This is a genomic window from Dehalobacter sp. TeCB1, assembly GCF_001707455.1.
GTDB lineage: Bacteria > Bacillota > Desulfitobacteriia > Desulfitobacteriales > Syntrophobotulaceae > Dehalobacter > Dehalobacter restrictus.
This window is the reverse complement of the sequence record NZ_MCHF01000024.1, coordinates 40,677-62,992: the sequence shown is the minus strand read 5'-3', so window position 1 is coordinate 62,992 and position 22,316 is coordinate 40,677. Positions and strand designations below refer to the sequence as shown.

The 22,316-nt window shown below is 47.4% G+C and carries 19 protein-coding genes; 1 reads left to right on the top strand and 18 read right to left on the bottom strand.

The features are described from left to right. Positions 1–19: 19 nt before the first annotated feature. The 17 genes from murB to A7D23_RS06950 form a co-directional block, all read right to left on the bottom strand. A complete protein-coding gene (murB, locus tag A7D23_RS07030; protein ID WP_025206026.1) occupies positions 20–895 on the bottom strand; it encodes a UDP-N-acetylmuramate dehydrogenase in 876 nt (291 codons plus the stop codon). A 65-nt stretch (positions 896–960) separates the two neighbouring features. Further along, positions 961–2,070 carry an undecaprenyldiphospho-muramoylpentapeptide beta-N-acetylglucosaminyltransferase gene (gene murG, locus A7D23_RS07025; protein WP_019226183.1) on the bottom strand — a complete coding sequence of 370 codons (1,110 nt, stop codon included), beginning with the start codon at positions 2,068–2,070 and terminating at the stop codon, positions 961–963. Beyond that, the gene (gene ftsW / locus A7D23_RS07020; RefSeq protein ID WP_025206027.1) at positions 2,071–3,183 is read right to left on the bottom strand and encodes a putative lipid II flippase FtsW; all 1,113 of its coding nucleotides are present in this window, start codon (positions 3,181–3,183) and stop codon (positions 2,071–2,073) included. It lies immediately after the preceding gene. 22 nt (positions 3,184–3,205) lie between these two features. After that, positions 3,206–4,573 carry a UDP-N-acetylmuramoyl-L-alanine--D-glutamate ligase gene (gene murD / locus A7D23_RS07015; protein ID WP_019226181.1) on the bottom strand — a complete coding sequence of 456 codons (1,368 nt, stop codon included), beginning with the start codon at positions 4,571–4,573 and terminating at the stop codon, positions 3,206–3,208. Positions 4,574–4,591: 18 nt separating this feature from the next. Continuing rightward, a complete protein-coding gene (mraY, locus tag A7D23_RS07010) occupies positions 4,592–5,599 on the bottom strand; it encodes a phospho-N-acetylmuramoyl-pentapeptide-transferase (RefSeq protein WP_019226180.1) in 1,008 nt (335 codons plus the stop codon). Positions 5,600–5,724: 125 nt separating this feature from the next. Then, entirely contained in the window at positions 5,725–7,134 is a 1,410-nt protein-coding gene (murF, locus tag A7D23_RS07005; protein ID WP_019226179.1) for a UDP-N-acetylmuramoyl-tripeptide--D-alanyl-D-alanine ligase, read from the bottom strand. Then, positions 7,124–8,602: a UDP-N-acetylmuramoyl-L-alanyl-D-glutamate--2,6-diaminopimelate ligase gene (locus A7D23_RS07000; protein WP_019226178.1), complete on the bottom strand. Its 1,479-nt coding sequence runs from the start codon at positions 8,600–8,602 to the stop codon at positions 7,124–7,126. Before A7D23_RS07000 ends, murF begins: the two co-directional genes overlap by 11 nt. 78 nt (positions 8,603–8,680) lie before the next feature. Further along, complete coding sequence (locus A7D23_RS06995) at positions 8,681–10,738, bottom strand: penicillin-binding transpeptidase domain-containing protein (RefSeq protein WP_019226177.1); 2,058 nt, start codon at positions 10,736–10,738, stop codon at positions 8,681–8,683. 47 nt (positions 10,739–10,785) lie between these two features. Beyond that, positions 10,786–11,310, bottom strand: a complete 525-nt coding sequence (locus A7D23_RS06990) for a septum formation initiator family protein (protein ID WP_019226176.1) — start codon at positions 11,308–11,310, stop codon at positions 10,786–10,788. 21 nt (positions 11,311–11,331) lie between these two features. Beyond that, complete coding sequence (rsmH, locus tag A7D23_RS06985; RefSeq protein WP_019226175.1) at positions 11,332–12,270, bottom strand: 16S rRNA (cytosine(1402)-N(4))-methyltransferase RsmH; 939 nt, start codon at positions 12,268–12,270, stop codon at positions 11,332–11,334. A gap of 77 nt (positions 12,271–12,347) precedes the next feature. Beyond that, entirely contained in the window at positions 12,348–12,785 is a 438-nt protein-coding gene (mraZ, locus tag A7D23_RS06980) for a division/cell wall cluster transcriptional repressor MraZ (RefSeq protein ID WP_019226174.1), read from the bottom strand. 176 nt (positions 12,786–12,961) lie between these two features. Next, a complete protein-coding gene (locus tag A7D23_RS06975; protein ID WP_019226173.1) occupies positions 12,962–14,221 on the bottom strand; it encodes a patatin-like phospholipase family protein in 1,260 nt (419 codons plus the stop codon). Positions 14,222–14,390: 169 nt separating this feature from the next. Further along, complete coding sequence (locus tag A7D23_RS06970; RefSeq protein WP_015043552.1) at positions 14,391–14,585, bottom strand: DUF1858 domain-containing protein; 195 nt, start codon at positions 14,583–14,585, stop codon at positions 14,391–14,393. A gap of 97 nt (positions 14,586–14,682) precedes the next feature. Then, positions 14,683–16,851: a beta-galactosidase gene (locus A7D23_RS06965; RefSeq protein WP_019226172.1), complete on the bottom strand. Its 2,169-nt coding sequence runs from the start codon at positions 16,849–16,851 to the stop codon at positions 14,683–14,685. 253 nt (positions 16,852–17,104) lie between these two features. Continuing rightward, positions 17,105–17,527 (bottom strand): transcriptional repressor, encoded by a 423-nt coding sequence (locus A7D23_RS06960; protein ID WP_019226171.1) that lies wholly within the window; start codon positions 17,525–17,527, stop codon positions 17,105–17,107. Between the two features lie 167 nt (positions 17,528–17,694). Beyond that, positions 17,695–17,865: a 4Fe-4S binding protein gene (locus tag A7D23_RS06955; RefSeq protein WP_019226170.1), complete on the bottom strand. Its 171-nt coding sequence runs from the start codon at positions 17,863–17,865 to the stop codon at positions 17,695–17,697. Positions 17,866–18,217: 352 nt separating this feature from the next. Beyond that, positions 18,218–18,997 (bottom strand): histidinol-phosphatase HisJ family protein, encoded by a 780-nt coding sequence (locus tag A7D23_RS06950; RefSeq protein WP_019226169.1) that lies wholly within the window; start codon positions 18,995–18,997, stop codon positions 18,218–18,220. Between the two features lie 414 nt (positions 18,998–19,411). On the opposite strand from A7D23_RS06950, the gene A7D23_RS06945 reads away from it, so the two are divergent. Continuing rightward, the gene (locus tag A7D23_RS06945; protein ID WP_019226168.1) at positions 19,412–20,329 is read left to right on the top strand and encodes a Na/Pi symporter; all 918 of its coding nucleotides are present in this window, start codon (positions 19,412–19,414) and stop codon (positions 20,327–20,329) included. Here the strand turns inward: A7D23_RS06945 and A7D23_RS06940 are convergent. Then, positions 20,326–22,275 carry a FapA family protein gene (locus A7D23_RS06940; RefSeq protein ID WP_019226167.1) on the bottom strand — a complete coding sequence of 650 codons (1,950 nt, stop codon included), beginning with the start codon at positions 22,273–22,275 and terminating at the stop codon, positions 20,326–20,328. The two genes, A7D23_RS06945 and A7D23_RS06940, sit on opposite strands and share 4 nt — an antisense overlap. Between the last annotated feature and the right edge of the window lie 41 nt (positions 22,276–22,316).

The window sequence follows — 22,316 nt, the reverse complement described above, 5'->3', positions numbered from 1 at the left end:
CTCCTCCCCCTTTAGCCAATTAAATGACGCGTATTTCTGTTTCGAGCTGAATATCAAATTTTTCGGACACATCTGTTTGAATTACCTGAATAAGCGTTAAAATGTCAGTGGATGAGGCGTTCCCTCTGTTCACAATGAAATTGGTATGTTTCTCAGATACCTGAGCATCCCCAAGGCGGCGTCCTTTCCACCCTGCCTGCTCGATCAGCCTTCCCGCGGAGTCTCCGACAGGATTGCGGAATACACTTCCTGCATTGGGATACTCCAGCGGCTGATGTTCTTTCCTTTTAGCCATAAGACCCTGCATCTGAGCCTGGATCACGGCCTGATCCCCTGGATGGAGGGACAGCGTACATTCCAGGACAATGCATTCCTTTTCTAAAAGGGAACTGCTGCGATACCCAAAAGCAATCTGGTTCTTCGGTATAATTTCAATTTTTCCCTCGGCCGTCAATACACTAACTTTCTTAACCAAATCACCAATTTTTCCGCCATAAGCACCTGCATTAATGGCTGCTGCTGCGCCGAGTGTCCCTGGTATCCCGCAGGCAAACTCGAGCCCGCTAAGGCCGCTCTCTCCTGCCTCCCGGGCCAGACGCATCAGAGGATAACCTGCTTCGGCCGTGACTTCTTCACCATGCCAGCGAATGCTGTCCATGGCTGTAACAACAATCACCACGCCCTTGAATCCGTGATCCGGCAGCAATACATTTGAACCCCGGCCCAGAAGCAGAAACGGTATGTTATTCTTCCTGCACCCATCAATCACGGAGACCAGTTCCTCAGTGTCCCGGGGCCAGACAGCAAGTTCGGTCATACCGCCGATCCTCCAGGTATTCAGCTTTTTTAAAGGATAATCTTTTTCAATCCTACCCTTTATGTTCGGTAAGTACATGATATTCCTTTCCCTTTTCCTTACAGCATATCGTATGCTGATCCGGCTTGCAGTGTTAAAGAAGTTTATCTCCAGGCATTCTGCAGGCAGAGATTGATAATGCGGTCCAAAGCTCCAGGCGCAAATACCTCCCTGGCCCGCGCGGCCATTTCTTCCAGTTTAAACGAATTCAACAGCACTTTTTGAACATTGTCCCACAAAATCTCCGCATTCAGTTCCTTATCTAAAATAACACAGGCTGCTCCCTTATTTTCAAAAGCCCTGGCGTTATATTCCTGGTGATTTTCAGCTGCATACGGGTACGGGATCAGGATACCGGTCTTCCCTGCAGCCGAGATTTCTGCCAGCGTGGATGCCCCAGCCCGGCAGATGCACAAATCGGAGCAGGCCAGAGCTTCAGGCATATGCTCAACGTAGGCTAAGATTCTCCATTGCTCTCTTTGCCAGTTGATGTTACGCGTTTCAAGCTCATGTAAAACCGTATCATGCGTCGCTGTCCCGGTTGCCCAGATCAGCTGGACATCCGGGTATTCGGCCAGCTTTGGCAGGAGTCCGGTCAGCGCCTGATTGATGCTCAGTGCACCTCTGCTACCGCCGGTGACCAAGATTGTTCTCTTGCCGGGATCAAGACCAAAGGCCTTAGCTCCGGCTTTGCGGTCAATCTTGCCGATTTCTTCCCTGACCGGCAGGCCGACAACCTTAAGCTTGTCTTTAACCCTAAAATATTTTTCACTTTCCGAAAATGTCAACAAAATACATTTGACCATTCTGGCCAATATTTTATTGGTCTTGCCCGGAAAAGCGTTCTGTTCGTGTAAAACGGTCGGGATACCAAAAAAGGCTGCTGTAAGTACCACCGGGCCGGATACATAGCCGCCGGTCCCTACAACCAGATCCGGACTGAATTCTTTCAAGATCCTTTTCGTTTCCCATAAGGCCCGAACGTTCGTGCCGGCTGCTTTCAGTATTTCGGCGCTTAACTGCCGCGGCATCCCTTGACCGGATATCCCGCGGAATTCGAGACCGTTTTCCGGAATCAGCTTCGCTTCCATGCCGCTTCTTGTTCCAACGTACAGGACACGGATATCATTCAGTCGCTCCTGCAGCGCTTTGGCGATTGCCATTGCAGGATAGATATGCCCGCCTGTGCCGCCTCCGGTTACAATAACCCGCAATTAAAAGACCTCCTCAGATCTGCCCGCAGCCGCAGAAATATTCAAGAGCAGCCCGGCTCCGATCATTGTAAATAAAAGTGATGTACCCCCATAGCTTAGGAATGGCAGGGTGATTCCCGTTACCGGCAAAACGCCCGATACCACACCCATATTGACCATTGCCTGGATCCCGATCAGGGATGTCAAACCCACGGCCATCAAACCAAGAAATGGTTCCGGCGCCAGCATGGCTGTCCGGAAGCCGCGCCAGATGAAAAGGAAAAAGAGCAGAACAACGAGTGAGGCACCGACAAAACCAAGCTCTTCTCCAACCATGGCAAAAATAAAGTCTGTATGGTTCTCAGGCAGATAAAGAAATTTTTGTCTGCTTTGACCGAGTCCCAGTCCGAATAATCCGCCAGGCCCGAGAGCCAGGAGCGACTGAATAGTCTGATAGCCCTTACCTGAAGGATCAGCCCATGGATCAAGGAAAGCAAAGATCCTGCGCATTCTGTACGGAGCAGCTGCAATCGCGGCAACCACCATCGCCAGCCCGGCCAGACCAAGGCCTGCCATGTGCCACATTCTGGCCCCTGCGGCCAGAAGCATAAAGAAAACAGTAGCGGCAATTACCAGCGTTGTGCCGAGATCAGGCTGCAGCATAATCAGGGCACAGACCACACCCAGCAAAGCCAGGGAAGGGATGATGCCCTTACGGAATGACTTGATTTGATAAGGATTCACGGTAAGGAACCTCGCCATGGTCAGCACCATGGCCAGTTTCGCCACTTCGGAAGGCTGGATGGACATCGGACCAAGTCCAATCCAGCGGGTTGCACCATTCACTGTCCTGCCGATTCCCGGGATCTTAACCAGGATCAGCAGAACCAAAGCTGTGTATAAAATAGGTTTCGCCCACTTATGCAGAAACGCGATATCGATCATAACGGCGACACCCATGGCTGCAAGCCCCAGAGCCACCCACAGCAGATCCGCTTTGAAATAATGATAAGGATCCTCATAGTACAGGTAGCCTTTCACAGCACTGGAACTATAGGTCATGATGATCCCGATCAGCAGCAGGATAAGAATCACGCCTAGCAGAACCGGGTCGACCTTTAGAAATTTTCGGATCACATAGCTCCCCCCTCCAAAATCATTCGGGTTCGCTATAATGCTTACGCACCAAATCCTTAAACAATTCCCCTCTTTCTTCATAACTTTTAAACATATCCCAACTTGTACAGGCTGGCGACAGTAAGACGACGTCACCCGGCACTGCCTCGGTAATAGCAATACTGACAGCATCCTTAAAATCAAGCGTCCGGATAATTTTCGGGAACCCTAAACGGACAGCAATCTCCTCGAGCTCTGGAGCCGCCATCCCCACTAAAATCAGACTTTTTACCCTTATACGTGCTTCCTGCAAGAATTCTGTCATATCAAGGCCTTTGTTTTTACCTCCAGCAATCAGCACGATCGGTTCCTCATAGGACTGAAGGGCTTTGATTGATGAGTCCGGATTGGTTCCCTTGGAGTCATTAATATACAGAATATCTTCAAATCTGCCAACGATTTCCTGGCGGTGTTTCACCGGCCGAAAGTGACGCAGTACGTCAGCAATTTTGGAGATATCGAGTCCGAACTCGAGCGCAGCTGCCACTGCAGCCATCACGTTCTCAAGATTATGGCCACCCTTCAACAGCAGTTCCTTGCGTCCGATGATCGTCGCGGCAACGCTATGATCTTTTTTCAGGACAATATCCTCTCCATTTAAGCAGATTCCGTCTGGCAAATTTTCCTTCAAGCTGAAGAATACCACCCGGGCCTTGGCTATAGCGGCTAATTCTTTAACAGTCGGATCATCCCAGTTTAGGATGGCCAAATCCTGTTCCGTCTGGTTTTCAAGAATCCTGGCTTTAGCTGCAGCATATTTCTCCAGTGAACCGTGCCGGTCCAGATGATCCGGTGTCAAGTTCAAAAAGATCGCAATGTTCACCCTGGTCTTATTAATCAGTTCCAGCTGAAAGCTCGAAAGCTCTGCAACGACAATTCCGTTCTGATCAAGATGTTCAACTTGGCCGCATAAAGCAAGCCCTATATTCCCAGCGACGACCGTCTCACGTCCGGTTTCCTTAGCCAGCTCTCCGACAAGCGTCGTGGTCGTCGTTTTGCCATTGCTTCCGGTTATGCCGGTAATCACTGCCCTTGAATCCCTCAAAGCAAGCTCTACCTCGCTCCAGAGTGGAATACCCGTCGCTGAAGCCTGCCGTATAAACGGCAGGAACGGGGAAACCCCCGGTGATAAAACCAGTAAATCGGGCCTGATATCCTTCAGCTCCGGTTCCCTTTCCAAAATAAGATGAGCAGCGTCCAGTTTCAATTCATCTATACCTGTAAGCTTGGCCAAAGGCTGCATATCAGTAAGAAAGACCTCCGCCGCTTTGCCCTGAAGCTTCCGGGCCGCAGCCAGGCCGCTCCTGCCGCCGCCTACGACCAATACTCTTTTTCCGGCTAATTCCACAGTACGATCCCTCCAACCTTAATTGATCATCAACCAAAAGGCGCTAACCCCAATCAACGTAAAGATGGCTGCAGCCAGCCAAAAAACACGTACAACCTTTTTTTCGCTCCAGCCGCCCAATTCAAAATGATGGTGCACCGGACTCATCCGAAATATCCTCTTCCCCCGGGTCTGAAAAGAAACAACCTGAAAAACAACGGACAGACCTTCCAGGACAAAGACCCCGCCGAGAATCAGCAAAACAAATTCACTCTTGCTGAGGACCGAGACCGCAGCCAGCGCTCCGCCCAGAGCAAGTGATCCACAGTCGCCCATAAAGATCCTGGCTGGGTGAATGTTAAACCTTAAGAATCCCAGACAGCCTCCCGCAATGGCCGCGGCAAAAACCGCGAGGTCGCTGGAAGAAACATCGATGCCGTCAATAAATCCTGTCCGCGCAGCCAGATAAGCGATGCCAACATAGCCGACAGCTGAAATAACTGTACAGCCTGCGGCCAGTCCGTCCAGTCCGTCTGTCAGGTTAACCGCATTGGACATATACACCACAATAAGTATGACCAGCGGATAATAGAAAATCCCTAAATCTATTTCCAAAGCAGTGAACGGAAGTTCTACCGCTGTACCCCTACCAAGGTACAGGGTGGATACTCCGACTAATATCACCGCAAGCAGGATTTGCCCGGTCAGTTTCTGCCATGCTCGTAAGCCAAGGTTCTGCTTCCTAATTACTTTTAAAAAATCATCCAGAAAACCAAGCAAGCCAAAGCCCAAGGTCACAAGGAGCATGGTTATTATTCCGGGTGAATAAGGTTTTTCCGCAATAATCAGCACCCCGGCTGTTATTCCAATAAGAAATATAAGTCCGCCAATCGTCGGTGTCCCGGCCTTGGCAAGATGCCGTTTGGGACCATCTGCCCTAATACTTTGACCAAATTTTAACGTACGCAGAACCGGAATCAAAAAAGGTCCCGCCAGAAGACTTACCAGCAGGGCAATTCCTGCCGCCAAATAGATTTTTTCCGTCACTTCCCGAATGTTCCTTTCTTAGCTAAAATAACTTAGTCATTGGGGTAGGTCTGCAGGCCACAATACCGCTTTTCGGCGAATTGCGGTATTGTGGCTCGCAGACCAACCCGAAAAAATATCGTCGTCTACTCTTCCTGACAAAGCGCACCGCTCACGCGCTCCATCCTCATGCCGCGAGACCCCTTAATTAAAATCCACACGTCACTACCCATCTCCTTAATAAGTGACTTCGCAAGCGAAGCGGCCTCAGCGCATTCGCTGCAAACATGAAGGCCGGAGACAGGGAAGCCTGCCTCCGAGGCTCCTTGCGCAATATCTTCAGCCATTTTGCCGACCGTGATCAGCGTGTTGATTCCCAACTTCGCAGCAGTCCGACCGACATCCCGGTGACCGGGGACGGCAGAATCCCCCAATTCATACATTTCGCCAAGCACTGCGATCGTCTTTGCCCCTCCCCTTTCAGCCAGCACGTGCAGTGAAGCTTTCATGGAGGTAGGATTTGCATTATACACGTCATTAATGATCGTACTCCCGAAAACGCCCTGCTGAATCTCAAGCCTCATTTTGGACAGTTCCATTTCCTCGAGTGCTTTGGCTCCTTCAGCCAGGGATACCCCTTTAGCCAGCCCAACACTCAAAGCCGCCAGTGCATCGAGCACATTGTGCTCTCCTGGCAGCGGGAGGCGAACCTCAGCTCTGTCCTCGCCGGATACAACTTCAAAACACGTCGTTAGCGTCCCGGAGCTGTGGATATTGACAGCATAAACATCTGGAGACGCATATTTACCGGAAATCCCGTAGAAGACTTTTTTCACATCAGCAGCGGCTGCCTTGTTGACACTGAACGCATCCTCTGCATTCAGCACGGCTATGCCTCCTTCCGACAGAGCGGCAACCAGTTCCCATTTGGCCTTCGCAATATTCTCCTGTGATCCTAACAACTCCAAATGTGTTGTCCCGATATTCGTGATCACAGCAACCGAAGGGCTGCAAATATGGCAAAGGGCCCTAATCTGCCCGAGTCCGCGCATTCCCATCTCCAGAACCATGATCTCGGTTCCTGCCGGTGCATTCAGGATGGTCAGTGGCAGCCCGATCTCATTATTATGGTTTTCCAGATTTTTATGAACCTTAAAGCTTTTAGCAAGTACGGCAGCCGTCATATCCTTGGTCGTAGTTTTGCCGCAGCTGCCGGTAATCCCAATGACCACAGGATCCAGCGTTTTTCTCCACGCCCTGGCTAAATCCTGCAAAGCCCGTAGAGAATCCTCCACAGCAATGATTGCTTTGCCTGCGGGAATAACCGGAAGCCCCAATTCTCCCAGGCTGCGGGTTTCCGCCAACGCAATTGACGCCCCGGCTTCAAAAGCTTTGTTGATGAATAGATGCCCGTCGGTCTTTTCTCCCCGGATCGCAGTGAACAGCACTCCTTCGAAAGCTGCCCTGCTGTCAATGACGCATCCCTTAAAATAAGCCGACTCCGAACCGTAAAGTCTGCCGCCAAGAATTTCGGCAATTATACCGCTATTCCACATAACCCAATCTCCTAAGAACTTTATCTGCTTCTTCCCGGTCATCAAAATGTATTTTCTCCGTGCCAAGAATCTGATAGTCTTCATGTCCTTTGCCGGCGATAAGTACCGTGTCCCCGGAACCGGCTGCCATACAGGCCTCGTCGATCGCACTGCGGCGGTCTTTTATCACCTTGTAATTGGCTGATTTAAGCCCCGGAATAATATCTTCAATAATTTCATCAGGATCTTCAGTCCGGGGATTATCTGAGGTTACGACAATGTAGTCGCTAAAACGGCTGGCGGCTTCTCCCATGAGCGGCCTTTTTTTTCGGTCCCTGTCCCCGCCGCAGCCAAATACTGTGATCAGCTTTCCAGCAGTAATTTCTCTGGCCGTACGCAAAACATTTTCCAGGCCGTCCGGTGTATGTGCATAATCGACAATAACCAGAAAAGGCTGGCCTTTGCGAATACTCTCAAATCTGCCCGGAACCCCTTTGATACTGTGAAGCGCTTGCATCACAATCTCAGTCGGATATCCGCTTTCCAGTGCCCAGGCAATTGCGGCCAAGACATTGTAAACACTGAATTTACCAGGGGTACTGTAAAAAAGTTCGGCGCTTTTCCCGTGAAAAAGCACGTCAAATTCAACACCTCTGTCTGAAAGCCTGATATTCACAGCCCGGTAGTCCGCCTCGTTGTCAACGCCATACGTGACTACCCTGCAACCTGCCTGTTCTTTCAGAAAAACGCAGGAGCCGTCGTCAGCATTGAGCACAGCCAGCTGGCCGGCTTTTCCGCCGTTCAAGCCGGAGAAAAGTAGCGCCTTCGCTTTGAGGTATTCCTGCATATCCTTATGGTAATCCAAATGATCCTGTGTCAGATTGGTAAAAATCCCGGCATTGAATACGCAGCCGTTGACTCTTCCCAAATCGAGCGCATGCGAAGATACTTCCATCACAGCGAGATCCACATTTTCCGCAACCATTTCAGCTAATAAAAGTTGAATTTCCGTCGATTCAGGCGTGGTATGCTGGCCGGGATACGCATTGTTTCCTATTCTGCTGCCAAGTGTACCGATCAGACCAGTTTTCTTGCCGCTTTGCTGCACGATCCGCTCAATCAGATGCGTCACTGTGGTTTTGCCGTTCGTCCCGGTTACACCGACAAGTTCAAGTCGGTCGGATGGTTTCCCGAAGACCTCAGCAGCTAAAAAACCCATAGCCTTCCGGGTATCCGTAAATTTAAGCTGGGGTACGGCTAGCGGCAAGAACTCCTCCACGGCTAACGCTGTAGCACCAGCCCGGACCGCAGCCTCGGCAAACGCATGACCGTCCGCCTGATAACCTCTAATGCATACATATAGATTGCCCGGAGATACCGTTCTTGAGTCATGAGCGATCCCATTAATTACCGTCTGCGTATCTCCAAGCACTTCAACCTGTTTCATAGTGTCAATGATTTCCGCCAGTGTTTTTTCAAAACTAGACACGAGCTACACCTCTTCTCAGCTATCTTACCACAATCATGCTTTTTTTTCTAACTCCATCCCGATTGTGACCTATCGTCTTTATTCGGCCAGGTCCGGATTCAGGCTGATCGGGATCCGCTCTCCCAGGTTTTCAATCGCTTCCACATCCGGGTCACTCACTTCCAGCCAGGGAGCTAAGGTTTCTTTACCTGTTTCCGTTCCGAGATAAAGCAGCACTGTCGAACCCTTTTCGATCTCTGCGTCACCATGCGGGATCTGGTCAATTACAACTGCGCCGCTTCCTTCAACTTTCACGTTGAATCCCTGTTTTTTAAGGGCGTTTTGAGCCTCAGCTGGAGAATACCCCAAAACGGAAGGCACTGTAGCGGCCTCTTTAACAGCGGGAAACTCCACACCATAAAGCGGTTCTCCCGGAGTGAGCGGAGCATTCAGATCAGGCTGGATGCCAAGATATTTCAGGGAATCGAGCATAACGCTCGAGAATACCGGGGCTGCCACGACCCCGCCGTAGAAAGGGACACCATCAATGACGACCAGAATCGCTAGACGTGGATTATCTGCCGGCGCAAACCCGATAAAAGAAGCAACATATTCTCCCTGGATATAACCGCCGCTGCCGACTTTCTGGGCTGTGCCGGTTTTCCCGGCTACCCGGTAGCCGGGAAGAAAGGTTCTTCTTCCCGTGCCATTGGTGACGACAGACTCCAGGATTTCACGTTCGAGCTTAGCTGTATCCTCACTGATGACCCGACGTACCGTCTTATTTGCAAATGGGACAACCACTTGACCCGTTTGCAGCGTGATTTCCTGAACCAACTGGGGCTCAAGCAGCGTGCCCCCGTTGGCAACTGCCGAAACTGCTGTCAGGAGCTGAATAGGGGTAACATTATTGGTTTGGCCAATGGACATCGTAGCCAGATCCAAGGCCGTTGCTTTCTTCTTTTTGGCCAGGATACCTTTCGCCTCTCCGGACATTTCAATCCCTGTCTTCTGCCCGAAACCGAACGCCGTCAGATATTGATAAAACTTATCCATCCCGAGGCGCTGCCCCAGCATAATAAATCCCGGGTTGCAGGAGTTCTCGACAACTTCCACCATGGTTTGAGTTCCGTGCCCGCCAGCTTTCCAACAGCGGATTTTTTTGTTTAAAATTGTCGCATAACCGGGATCTGTAAAGCTTTCTTTCGGGTTATAGTCACCCTCTTCAATCGCTGCTGCGAGTGTAATGATCTTAAAGGTTGACCCTGGTTCATAGCCATTTTGAATTGCAATATTCCGTCGGGTTGACGCATTGGACGCTTGGTAGTTATTCGGATCATAAGTGGGTGCAGAAGCGATCGCCAGCATCCGTCCTGTTGAAGGCTCCATAACAAGAATAGAGGCATTCTTTGGGACTTTGCCTTCCATGTTGACACCCTGGCCGGCCATCAGTTTAGCCAGCTCTCTTTCGGCAAAAGCCTGGATGTTTTTGTCTATGGTAAGTTTGACTGTATTTCCCTGAACCGGCTGGATAAATTCATGCTGGCCTCCGGGAATTTTTATGCCGTTTGCCCCGTATTCGGTAAGGATGCTGCCGGATGTTCCTGTAAGCTCTTCATCCCTGGAGTATTCAATTCCTTCCAGCCCCTGACTGTCAATTCCGGTAAAACCTAAAATATGCGCCGCCAGTGAGCCATTCGGATAAAACCGTGTACTGTCTTCGATAATACCGATACCCGGGAAATTTTTCCCGGTGATCTCTGCCGCAGCTTCCGCAGATACTTTCTTTTTGACATACTCGACGGAAGTCCGTTTCGTAATTTTTTGCAGGACCTGTCCTTGCTCCATATCCAGAATAGCGGCAAGTCCGGCCGCTATTTCATCCTGCCTCTTGGATTTTCTGACTTCGGCCGGAATCGCATAGACTGTCTGGGCACTGACACTCATCGCTAGGATATTGCCGTTGCAGTCTTCAATATTGCCTCTTTTAGCTGCGACCGGAACGCCGCGGTAATGCTCGGCATCCGCCAGGTCTTTTAGAAAAGGGCCGTCCCGCAGCTGAACAAACGCGAGCCGGATAATCAGAATCAGCAGGAAAAGGCTGCATAGCCCAAATAATAAGAGAATTCTTTTACGCGTCTTGATGTATTGCACCATAGAAAATCTACCCCTTTTGAACAGAGGTAGATTAAACTCAGGCGACGCTATCTTTGGGTTGAAGCAAAAAAACTAGAAAATATGCTGAATACATTTCCAAGTATAGAATTGGCTTTGCCTTCATCCGGCACCGCCGCAGTCTTCTGAGTTTGGTCAACCTCTGCTGTACTCTCAGGCTGGATCAGGCTGCTGGCGATATAGATCGTTCCTTCCGGCTTCTCCATGCCCATCGCCAGAGCAACCTTTTCAATTCTGGAAACGGAGCTGAGCTTGTCGACTTCAACCTGCAACAGATCATTTTCTACGTTCAGGGTCTGAATTTCTTTTTGCAGGGCTTTGATTTCCGCAGCTTTGACCACGGTGATGTGTACTGTTTTGGCCCCAATCAGACCGAACATTCCAATGATCCCCAACATGACCAAGAGCGCTATGGCCCGGTACTTCAACATCTGAGAGGTCTTTTTGGACGGGGTGGCTTTTTTGGCCTTTGGCTTGCCTTTATCAACAATTTGATCATATTCCTGATAGGCAAAGGATTCATTGAATTGTAGTTTTCTCTGTGCTGTTAACATCGTATTCTTCTCCCCCCCTATTTAGACCTTAAGTTTCTCAGCAGTACGAAGCTTGGCGCTCCGCGATCTGGGATTATCATTTTCCTCTTCCCTGGATGGAACAATCGGTTTTTTATTGACCAGCCTCGCAAGGGGTTTTGCCCCGCAGCAACATACCGGAAGAGAAGGCGGACATGTACATTTGCCCATCCAGGACTGAAATTTGTTTTTAACAATTCTGTCTTCCAAAGAATGAAAGGTAATGACGGCTATTCTTCCGCCATCCTGCAGGCAACGCAGAGCCTGATCCAATGTTTCTTCCAGTACCTCAAGTTCTTTATTCACAGCAATCCTTAAAGCCTGAAAAGTGCGCTTGGCAGGATGAGGTCCCTCTCTGCGGGCTGCAGCAGGGACCGCATTCTTTATGATTTCAACAAGTTGCCCTGTTGTTCTGATTCTATCGTGAGTTCGGGCTTCGCCAATAAACTTTGCAATTCTCAGCGCCCATTTTTCTTCTCCGTAATCCCGGACGATTCCGGTCAGGTCTTCCACACTCCAGCTGTTGACGATTTCTTCGGCAGTAAGCGGTTTTCTGCGGTCCATGCGCATGTCGAGCGCTGCATCCTGCATATAGCTGAAGCCTCTTTCCGCTTCATCCAGTTGGGGCGACGAGACCCCTAAATCATACATGATCCCCGCTACCGGCAATAAGCTATTCGCTCGAATCGTATCCTCAAGTTCCACAAAGTTCTTTTGAAAAACAGTGACTCTTGAGTTATTGGTGAACTTCATACGGGCATTGGCAACAGCAGTTTCATCCTGATCAAAACATACCAGCCTGCCCGAAGCACTCAACCGCTGGAGCAACAGTGCCGAGTGTCCGGCTCCCCCCAGCGTACAGTCCACGTATAGTCCGTCAGGGTCTGTAAACAGCATTTCAATTGTCTCTTGCAGCAGGACGCTTTTGTGTTCAAAAACCACTTGAGAGCCATTCCTTCCTTTGCTTTATCGCAAGCGTACCCACTTTTCGTTTACCCTATGTACGATGGTGTATTTTTCTAGATCATTAAACCCATTGCAGCAAGGGACTCAGCATCATCTTCATAATTTTTGGCAGCGTTGGTGCTGTATTCTCTCCATTTCAAGGAATCCCAGACCTCGATTCTATCCATGACACCGACAACAACGACATCTTTTTCCAAAAAAGCACGCTCCCGCAAATTTGCAGGTACCAAGATCCTCCCCTGTTTATCAAATTCACACTCGGCAGCGCTGGAAAAGAACAAGCGGGTAAATTCACGGGCTCTGGTTTGCGATACCGGAAGCTGTTTCAGCTTCTCCACAAAATCAAACCATCCGTTTTCAGGATAAAGAAAAAGACAGTCCTCCATCCCCTTGGTAATAAACGACTTATTGCCAAGAAGCTCTCTGAACTTTGCCGGTATGATCAGACGGCCTTTATTGTCTATCGTATGGAGAAATTCCCCCATGAACATAATCTTCACCCCACCAGGCACCACTAACTTACCACTTCAACCCACTATACCCCACATATTCTCTATTTTTCTGAGAATTCCTGCTACAAAAAAAAGAAAACAAAAAAAATAGGAATTTAGTCCCTATCTTTCATGTTTTCCTTAATCCGCTAATCAAAAAAATCCAAACATAATGGTTAGGTAATGTCCTGCGAATTTTTATTTGGCAGGATCGCAGCAGCAAAATTCTGTTCTTGGAAAAGTTCACGAATCAGTTCCCGCAGAATCAGATTTTTCACCATCTTGGGCAGAACGCCGCTTTGCTTCACGAAAGCAGGCAGGGCGAATGCTTCCCCGCTGCTTTTTGTTTTCACTTCCCGTAAATTCGTACTGACCAATTCCAGAAAATCCTGAAACGAATAGACTCGAAACCGATAAATATCCTGTTCCAGGGCAATAAATTCCAAAAGAGCAATTACCATTTCCTCATAACTTGTTTCTTTTTTCATATCGAGCAAAGCAGCAATCTTCGGTATAATATATTCATAAAGCATCCTCCTGTAAGGAATGCCTTTAAAGCCCAGCTTTTCTCCCAACGCCAAAATTTTTTTCTCACCGAGAGACAGCATCATGCGAATAAAAAAGTCCTCATCCCCTGTTGGTTCGATATAATACTTTTGGCCTTTCAGACGCCTGAACTGCCTTATAACATCGTAATAACCAAGTTCAAGATGGTATCTGGCCTGTTCATTGCTGAAATCCAGGATACTGCCAAGCGTCTCGGCGGGAGAAATATATTGAACATGAACCTCCCTGTCCGTAAGCTTTCTGCGACGGCCCAGCGCGTTGGTCCTGATAGCAATGATCTCTTTGAAACCTTTGCCCACCAGCATGTTTAAAGGCAGATTGTCATAGAAACCGCCGTCAAGATAGTGTTTTCCGTCAATTTTTTCTTGCTGAAAAGCAGGAAGGTTTGAGCTTGCCAGTAAATATTCTACAACTTTGCCCTTGGGGACATCCTCGAGAAAAAATTCCATGGGTTTCATATCCGACAGGGAAACCGTCGTAAATCCGAACAACATTTTGGATTCTCTAAGCTTGTCTTCATCCACGATTTCCTGAAGCAGTTTTTTGATAAATGTGATATCCAGGCCTTTGCTGGAGGCAATCTCCTTGGTCTTTTTCATGTAGTAAAGCAGTCCATCATGGGATATGTCCAACTTTTTAAGTTCTTCCAGCCGTACTTCTTCGATATCAAATACCTTCGAGGGAGACATCTCATACCACAGCTCATACGCTTTATCCAGTTCGTCCTGAACAATCATCGCTCCATTCAGCGCCCCGATAGACGTACCGGCCACTGCCCCGTAGCTTATGCCCAATTCCTGCATCGCCTTACAGGCTCCAATCTGATAGGCGCCCTTTGCCCCTCCGCCTTCCAAAACAAGACCGTACATCCTTCCACTCCTTCACTCAAACTCCTGAGGTTAATACCGATCTCACCTGCACTTAGTTCTATCAAAAATGCTTACACTTTTATGATACACTAAAAAAGCCCTGCGGAATATACCGCAGAGCCTTGTTGTTGTGAGAATGATCGGGGCACTTAGAGTGTATTTAGAGTCCTTACTGTCCGACGGCTTTGTTAAGCTCTGCCACCAGATCATCAGGGTTTTTGCCATGCGTGATCGCAGCGCCTTCAACACTCTCCCTTGTTGCAGACGGGCATCCCAGACAGTGCATACCAAGTGCCACAAAAATTTCTGCAGTTTGCGGGTATTGTCTGAGAACCTGGCCGATAACCATATCTTTCGTGATCATTCGAGTTCCTCCTGTACAAGTTAGTTCAATGCTATTATAAAATATTTCATTATAAGAAGCAAACAAATTCATCGCGATTAGAATTTAGTAATAAATATTAAAATAAATGAAAAGAAAAGTCGATGTTAGGCAAGACCATTTGAATCAGATAGAAAAAATCCTGATAATGCCATGAACACGTGATCAGAATGCCAAAAAAGACTGTGGCTGGAACGATCAGCAGGCGTGAGTGTTTCCCACCGGCTTTCCAGGAGCCTCTGATCCTGGCAGGCAGGAATATAACGGACAGAAGGATATACGTCGCAATCGGGAAATAGTAAGGCATGCCGTATATTGTCAGCACGAAAGCAACGCCAACAAGAACAATCCAGCCGTATTTTCTTTCCATCCAGCATGTCAGCCCCAACGTCCCCGGATTTTGAGGGAAGGCTGAAGCTGCAACACCAACCTGCAGCAATCTTAAGACGATCAAAAAGAAGGAGATAAGGATGCAGACAAGTGCGAACGGGAGATCCTGTACTTCCTTAAGCCAGGTGAAGTCATAAGAAATCCAGGGCGGTATGGTATCGACCGGCAAATTAAAAAGTGGAGAAGCAACAATCGCTCCGAGCGTTCCCATGCGGGCCACGAGCGACAGACAACACCAAAAAAAAGCTCTGCGCACGGCCCTTTTGGGCAAATCATTAAACAGCTCCTGGTATTTCCATTTAATCGAGAAGAAGTTTTGGGCGCTCAAAAACACGAGGCAGATCAGCCATAAAATTACGGCAACTTTTTCCGTTTTCCATTTGGAATCTGATGGTTGCACCATGTTGGCTGACCCATCGGAATAATAAGTCAGTTTTCCCCATTCACCCTGCAATCCTTCAGGCAGGATCAAAATATTCTCTGTTACGCTTGAATCAACCGGACCTTTTGGGAATGAAAGTTGATACTGTGAAAAGCCGGAAATCATATCTCCAGCCTTCCGAAAGTATTCTGAGGAAGCCGCGGAATCATCAATGCCTTTGGCAATCGTCCAGGCTAATACCGACGGATGCTTTGCCGCAACGGCAGCAAGATCTTCAAAAACCGCCGGATCCGGTATCTTAGACGACGCCGTAAAACCGACAGGCATTTCCAGCCATACGCCCACGCCAAGCTTGTCTGCGGCATACAGCCAGCTCTCATCAGGGAAGAAGCCCATAAAGCAGATCACATGATAGCCGCCGGATTTAAGGTTCTTCAGAAAGGTCTCCGTCTGGCGCTGATTTCGAATTGTGTAATCCTGTTCCTGGGAAATGATTTGGCCCCGGACGTCCAAGGCTGTACCGTTCATTATCCATTTTCCGTTTGCTGTTCCCAGCTGACGGATTCCGACCGGGAGCTGAAGACTGTCATAGCCTCCGCGGTTATTGGTTATATTCAGATTAAGCTCATACAGGAAAGGATCTTCCGGACTCCAGGAATGCGCAGTCGGCACCTGAAAAACCAGCTCCGCGTCTTGCTCAAATTTGCCGTTGGTACTCAGCGGAAGTACACATTCGGCGAGCTTCTGCTGATTAGCGGTTAAAGCTCCGTTTAAGACCCAAGGTCCTTGCTCCAGCATATCGTGATGCTTGATCTTCACGCGGGCCTTCACTTGCTTTTTCGCTGAATCATACGAAACAGCTATGCTCGATAAATCAATGGTCGTTTCTGATACTGCCTCCAAGCGTACCTGACCGGTAATTTTTCCTTGTTCCGGCCATAACCAGCCAAAAATTCTGTTCTGCTGAACGCTGTTCTTCTCAGCCTTCAGGTACAACGTGTTTTCCTTGCTGAAATCAAATCTGGAGGCAGGAAAGTTTAAAATATATACGCCGCCGTTTCCTTCAACTTCACCGATCAAATTCACATCATCAATGCCGTTTAAGAATACGCTTACCTTTCCGTTTACCCCTTCCAGAACCAACTGAGCCGTCTTGTAACTCCATTTGCCGGTAACAGAAAATTTTTTAGCGGCAACATCGAACCCTTGACTCGAAGGTATAATCAAATCTTTGGCCTGGTTGAGGTCCAAAACATCAATCATGTTATCCATTGCCTCATTTTCATAGGTCAAAGCCTGTCTTAAGCTTGAATAGCTATTCCATTTTCCGCCTAAGTCCTGGGCAATCCTGTACGGTTTAGTGACAGGGTTATCACTGTATAGTTCAACACCCGGAGTGTTTTCCCAGCATATGGATACTGCAAGAGCAGCAATAATAAACATCGAAACAAGTATGACTGTAAATCTTTTAAACATAAAACCTCGCAAAATCTTGCATTTTCATATTTATTTCGAGCAAAGCCCTAAAAAAACCTGCAAAAAATTAGAAAACTTGGCTGCCAAGCTTTGGCAGCCTTAGTTACACTTATATCCATCAGAAAGATGTTATGACCGCGGCATTTATCCATCCACGGACATCAAAAATGCTGATAACAGTCTGAAACTATTACCAGCATCATATTTAGCGTTCTCTTGTTTAGAAGTTCACCCCAACATTTGACGGAGAGCCTTATTCTTTGCTGTCTTGACAACCTGGACATACCCCATAAAACACCAGGTTATGGGTATGCACATCAAAGCCTGTTTTATCAGTGACCATTGCATCCATATCAATTAATGCGCTATGAAAATCGACAACCCTGCCACATCTCGAACACATCACATGATAATGGTTTACCGGATTACCATCGAAACGGCTGGACATATCCCCACAAGGAAGTTCCAGAAGAAACCCATGTTCCTTGAGCATATTCAGTGTGTTGTAAATCGTGCCCAGGCTCACACCGGGGAACTTCGTCTTCACCTGTTTGTAGATCTCTTCCGCAGTGGGATGGGAATCAGTAACTAATAAAAATTCCAAAATTGCCTGCCTTTGGGGAGTAAAGCGTATTCCCTTATCCTTTAATCCCTTTAGAATTTCGACAGCATTCACGGCTTTCAATTCCTTTCGTCAATTGTTGAGAAGCTTTGAGTTTGTATATAAATTTAGTCTATTTTTAGAATCATTATAATTATTTGTATTATATACCCACTGGACAAATGCCGTCAATAAAAAGAAAGAGCATCTTTCAGATACTCTTTCTTTATTGCAGTATTTAATTATCCTTCAATAATTGCACCAGAAGGACAAGCGTCTACACAAGCGCCACATTCTGCACAGGTATCAGCATCGATGACATATTTGCCGTCGCCTTCGCTAATAGCTCCTACTGCACATTCATCGACACAGGATCCGCATGTTGTGCAGTCGTCAGTAATAATGTATGCCATAGTCCCAACCCTCCTTTTCCTATTTCACCAGCAACTATATCAAAGTGCAGACAAAAAGACAAGTGTATTTTTGAGCTAAGCTATTTCCGGAAAGAAAAATGATTGCCATGCAAACCTTAAAATATTTGAAATACTAAGGCCTGTATGGCACCTTGTATAATCTCCTCAGGCAATAGGAACAGTATGGAAGCATCCGGTTGCTGACGTGGTTGCGGCGAAATGTGACCCTGGAAATATCATCGTGTTCGTGTCCGCAGGAACGGCATCTTTCAATCATTGAATTTCCATCTCCCATTTGTGTTATTGTGAACAAAGAAACGCAATTAACAATTAACGTCAATGTTTAGTTCTATTATTCTCCAATCAGCGTGTTTTTAAACATCAAAGCATGAGGTCTTTGCCCCGCAAACCCGGTTATTTCTTTTACGCCGAATAGCTTTAACTGCTGGACAACCTCTTCAAGATCACGTCCCACCGTACTTGGTTCATGCGCATCTGAGCCTAGGGTGATTGGGATGCCCATCTGGTAAATCAGTTCAAGCAGTTTCGGCTCCGGATAAAATTCCTGCACAGGCTTATACCGTCCGTTGGTATTGACTTCGATGGCCAGTCCTTGCTTCCTAATCGTTTCCAGGGTCCTGCCTGCAAGAATCCTTACGTCTGTCCGCGGCCTGATTTTGAACAGTTTGATCAAATCGAAATGCCCGATAATCTGAAACATTCCGCTGGCAGCTGCTTTTTCCACCAGCGCGAAGTACTCCAGGTACAAGCTGTCAGGGTCCCGCCTAAGATGTTCTTCTTCTTCCTCGGGATAATCGAAGAACCATCCGCTAATTTCATGGACAGAACCGATCGTATAGTCAAAGGGATATGAACTAATCCGTTTGCGGATCAGTTCTTCATTTTCTTCCCGATAGTCGACCTCAAGACCTATTCTCACCTGCAATTCAGGATACTCTTCGGCGACTTCCCTGATCAGATCCAGGTTTAGGTCATTCCAGTACATATCATGATCTGCAAAACCAATCTGAACTAAATTCTTCTTTTTAGCCTCGTCAAGAAAAAGACGGATATTTCCCCTTGTTACTTCCCGGTCAAGATGCCCGAGCAAATGAACATGTAAATCAAGCATAACCTACCTCGTAACCTTTAATACTTTTTTTAAATCTTAGATCGAATGATTCATTCTATCTAAAGATTATCCGGCGGAATATGAAACATCTGTATGCAATCTATTTTCCATAAAAAGCACCAAATTCCTGCAAAAAAACTTTTGCATAGTTTCTTAGAAAACAGGACACAATGATATTAGTCTCACGTTTTCCAATTTTATCCCCACTCCTCTCTTTTCTTAACTTGCGGCAGATGGTCGCAAGTTTTTTTGTTATTTAACAGAAATATATATATTAAAAATCATGTTGTTAGGGCTGCTTGTGTAATTATTTAACGAAAGTTGTACTAGCGTTTGATAATTCAGACATGCGGCTGGTTCAAGCGAATAGAATTAACCGAGTAATCTTATTCTGAAAAGCTGAAGGAGCTGCTGATGCTTGTCCCCATCTGTTTTACTTTTTTAGGCCTGATGATATTATTGACAGGAATAAAAATTCTTAGAGATGGCCTGGAAAAATTCACAGGGTCTTATTTCCAGCTCGTTCTGCAGAGATTCACCGCAACCACCGGGAGAGGATTCATCAGCGGCATTCTGGCGACAAGTATCCTGCAATCGAGCACAGCGCTGACCGTAATGGCAATTTCCTTTGTTGACGCCGGTTTGTTAAGCTTTCAAAATACGTTCGGACTGATCCTCGGAAGCAATATTGGCAGCACGGTAACGCCCCAGCTTTTGTCTTTGCCGCTCAAGGATTTCGCCATATGGCTGGTCCCGCCCGGATTTCTAGGGTTCTGGCTGCTGAAAGGCAAAATAAAATTCTTTTGCTATGCGTTGGCCGGCTTAGGCCTGATGTTTTTCTCTCTTTCCGTTTTGGAATCCGCGATGATCCCGCTTGCCTCGACCTCATATTTCCAGGAACGGCTACTCCATCTAAACAGCAGCTATCTTGAAAGCATTGTGGCAGGTACCGTTCTCTCGGCGGCCCTGCATTCTTCAAGTGCAACGGCAGGCCTTGTGATGGTTTTAACAGAAAGAGGCTGGCTTGATCTGCCAACCTCCCTTGCGTTTATTTTCGGAGCCAATATCGGGACCTGCTTCACCGCTTTGATTGTCTCAGCTTTTACCTCAAGATCAGCTCAATGGGTTGCGTTATTTCATGTGTTCGTTAACGTTTTTGGCGTTCTGATGTTTTACCCGCTTCTGGATCCGCTGACCGAGATGATCAGGTTCCTTGGAGGAAGCCTAAGCCGCCAGATTGCCAACGGTCATACAATTTTTAACATCCTGTCTTCGCTTATGGTTCTTCCTCTGCTGCCCTATATCAGCCGGTTACTGGCCAGATCCCGTTAGCGCGTACTACCGTCCCATCTTAGCTTTCCAACCTGAAGGTTCCCTTTGTCCCTGAAAATATCAACTTTTTGAGCCGGTTCATCAATCTTGATCAGCTCTTTGCCAATGAAAATTTTAATATTGGCGTGGCAAAACTCAATATTGATATGGCTGTCTTTGGATGCCTTGATTGTCGTGGCACTGATATTCGAGCCGCCAAGTTCCCAAATGTAAACATCACCCGAGCAACTGATCTCGCCGCCGCGGCAGACACCATGAATTTTCATACAGCCTTCAATTTTTAAAATGGAATTGTACACGCCTTTATGGCAGAAGAAATCGCCGGCGCAGCTGATTTCAGAGTTCTGGACATAACTGACGTCACAAAGAACACTGGCCGAGGCGGCCAGTCCTTTGGTGGCCATGAAGAAACCTACAATCTTCAGGGCATTTTTAAGATAAAGCGTATCTTTAAGTTGAAGCGGTCCTAATCCGATCATAAAATGCTTCACCGAACGTATCGCCTGATCAAGCTCCGGGGATACAAACCCGCGTTCCTGGCTGTTAAGCAGTCTCTCCAGCTCTTCAACCTTCTTTGGCAATTGTTGAAAATTCTTCTCCAGGATGACCTTGAACAGCTGGCCAACACTCGTATTGGCGGATACTCCCTGCAGCTGCTCAATCTGATGAACACAGAGCGCAAGCCCTTCACTGACTTCCTGCATGGTTTTGATAAACTCGGATCTAGAGACATGTTTCTCTCCGACAAGTATTTTACTGGCTATAATATTATTTCTTACTGCCAGTCCCGTTTCCGCTTTAATATCAGCGCCTGAGACAGAACCCTGTACTTTGACTGTGCCGGAGGAATGAATATACAGTCCGTCCGCAACATTGCCCCCGATAAACACATCGCCTGGAAAGTCGATGCTTCCGGTACTCAGATCAACATCTTTGTTTTGAATAAACGCGTTTTCAACTAAGTATGTATTTTTATTGACCCTTACCGGTGTACCGGAACAGGAGGCTTTAACTTCCATATTCTCAGTCAGATAGACATTCTTCTTCATTGTAATCATGAAGTCTTTGATTTTATCAACCTGAGTGGCTTTTCCGAAAATGTTCGTACCGGGGACCCCTTCTTTACCCGGGATCTTCCTGGCCAGAATATCATCCTTCTGGCAAAGGACAATCTTACAGGCGAAATAATCAATTTTTTCTTCATTGCTTTCTTCATTCTGAAATACGGGTTCACCAACATAGTCGATTAGCTGGGGCTGAACAGTTGGAATCGGCAGGGTTGCTTCAGCGATGACAATTTCCCTTTCACCATCGACTGCCATAAAATCCGCCCAAAGATTGCTCTTTATTCCATAAACAATTCCTTTGTCATTGATTTCTTTCAGCAGGTTTGCTTCCGTTGGCAGCTCATCAGGTTCAGGGGAAGCGTCAAAGGAAACATGTTGTTCCAGTACAAACTGCGAATAATTCGGGAGAGAATTGGCTAGGACGAATTTACCCGCACGGGCGTGTCTGACTCTCGCGACAGCTTTGCTGCCATCCGGCTCAACTGAGATTCCCCAGGAAAGTCCACCCTGCTGGACCAAAGGATAGAATTCAAAGGTATCACCTTTATTAACGGGCATTTCATATCCAATTTCGTTGCCCAGCATAAATAATTTCCCAGCATGTGGATAAGGAACGATGCTTTGCACCTGCGATCCGGGATAAATCGTATATTTGACTTGATCCCAGAGGACCCGGGTATCTTCCTCCTGAGTATCTTCCTGCGGAAAATTTTGTTTATCCGAATCCGGCAAAATTACTTTTACCTTATAGAGTCTGCTGAAGACTCCCGGTTTCTCTATGGTCTCTATCTGCAGCGCTTCAGGATCACAGCCCCATTCCCGAGACCATCTCTCTCTGATTTCTTCCAACGTTTTACCTGTTGCAATCATTTCTTTCATGGCCCGCACTCTCCTTAAACAACCTGGAAAAATAGTCTTAT

Excerpts from the sequence above, each read along its gene's own strand:
- murB (WP_025206026.1), bottom strand. The coding sequence starts at position 895 with ATGTACTTACCGAACATAAAGGGTAGGATTGAAAAAGATTATCCTTTA.
- murF (WP_019226179.1), bottom strand. The coding sequence starts at position 7,134 with ATGTGGAATAGCGGTATAATTGCCGAAATTCTTGGCGGCAGACTTTAC.
- A7D23_RS06995 (WP_019226177.1), bottom strand. The coding sequence starts at position 10,738 with ATGGTGCAATACATCAAGACGCGTAAAAGAATTCTCTTATTATTTGGG.
- A7D23_RS06990 (WP_019226176.1), bottom strand. The coding sequence starts at position 11,310 with ATGTTAACAGCACAGAGAAAACTACAATTCAATGAATCCTTTGCCTAT.
- mraZ (WP_019226174.1), bottom strand. The coding sequence starts at position 12,785 with ATGTTCATGGGGGAATTTCTCCATACGATAGACAATAAAGGCCGTCTG.
- A7D23_RS06975 (WP_019226173.1), bottom strand. The coding sequence starts at position 14,221 with ATGTACGGTCTTGTTTTGGAAGGCGGAGGGGCAAAGGGCGCCTATCAG.
- A7D23_RS06970 (WP_015043552.1), bottom strand. The coding sequence starts at position 14,585 with ATGATCACGAAAGATATGGTTATCGGCCAGGTTCTCAGACAATACCCG.
- A7D23_RS06965 (WP_019226172.1), bottom strand. The coding sequence starts at position 16,851 with ATGTTTAAAAGATTTACAGTCATACTTGTTTCGATGTTTATTATTGCT.
- A7D23_RS06955 (WP_019226170.1), bottom strand. The coding sequence starts at position 17,865 with ATGGCATACATTATTACTGACGACTGCACAACATGCGGATCCTGTGTC.
- A7D23_RS06950 (WP_019226169.1), bottom strand. The coding sequence starts at position 18,997 with ATGCTTGATTTACATGTTCATTTGCTCGGGCATCTTGACCGGGAAGTA.
- A7D23_RS06945 (WP_019226168.1), top strand. The coding sequence starts at position 19,412 with ATGCTTGTCCCCATCTGTTTTACTTTTTTAGGCCTGATGATATTATTG.
- A7D23_RS06940 (WP_019226167.1), bottom strand. The coding sequence starts at position 22,275 with ATGAAAGAAATGATTGCAACAGGTAAAACGTTGGAAGAAATCAGAGAG.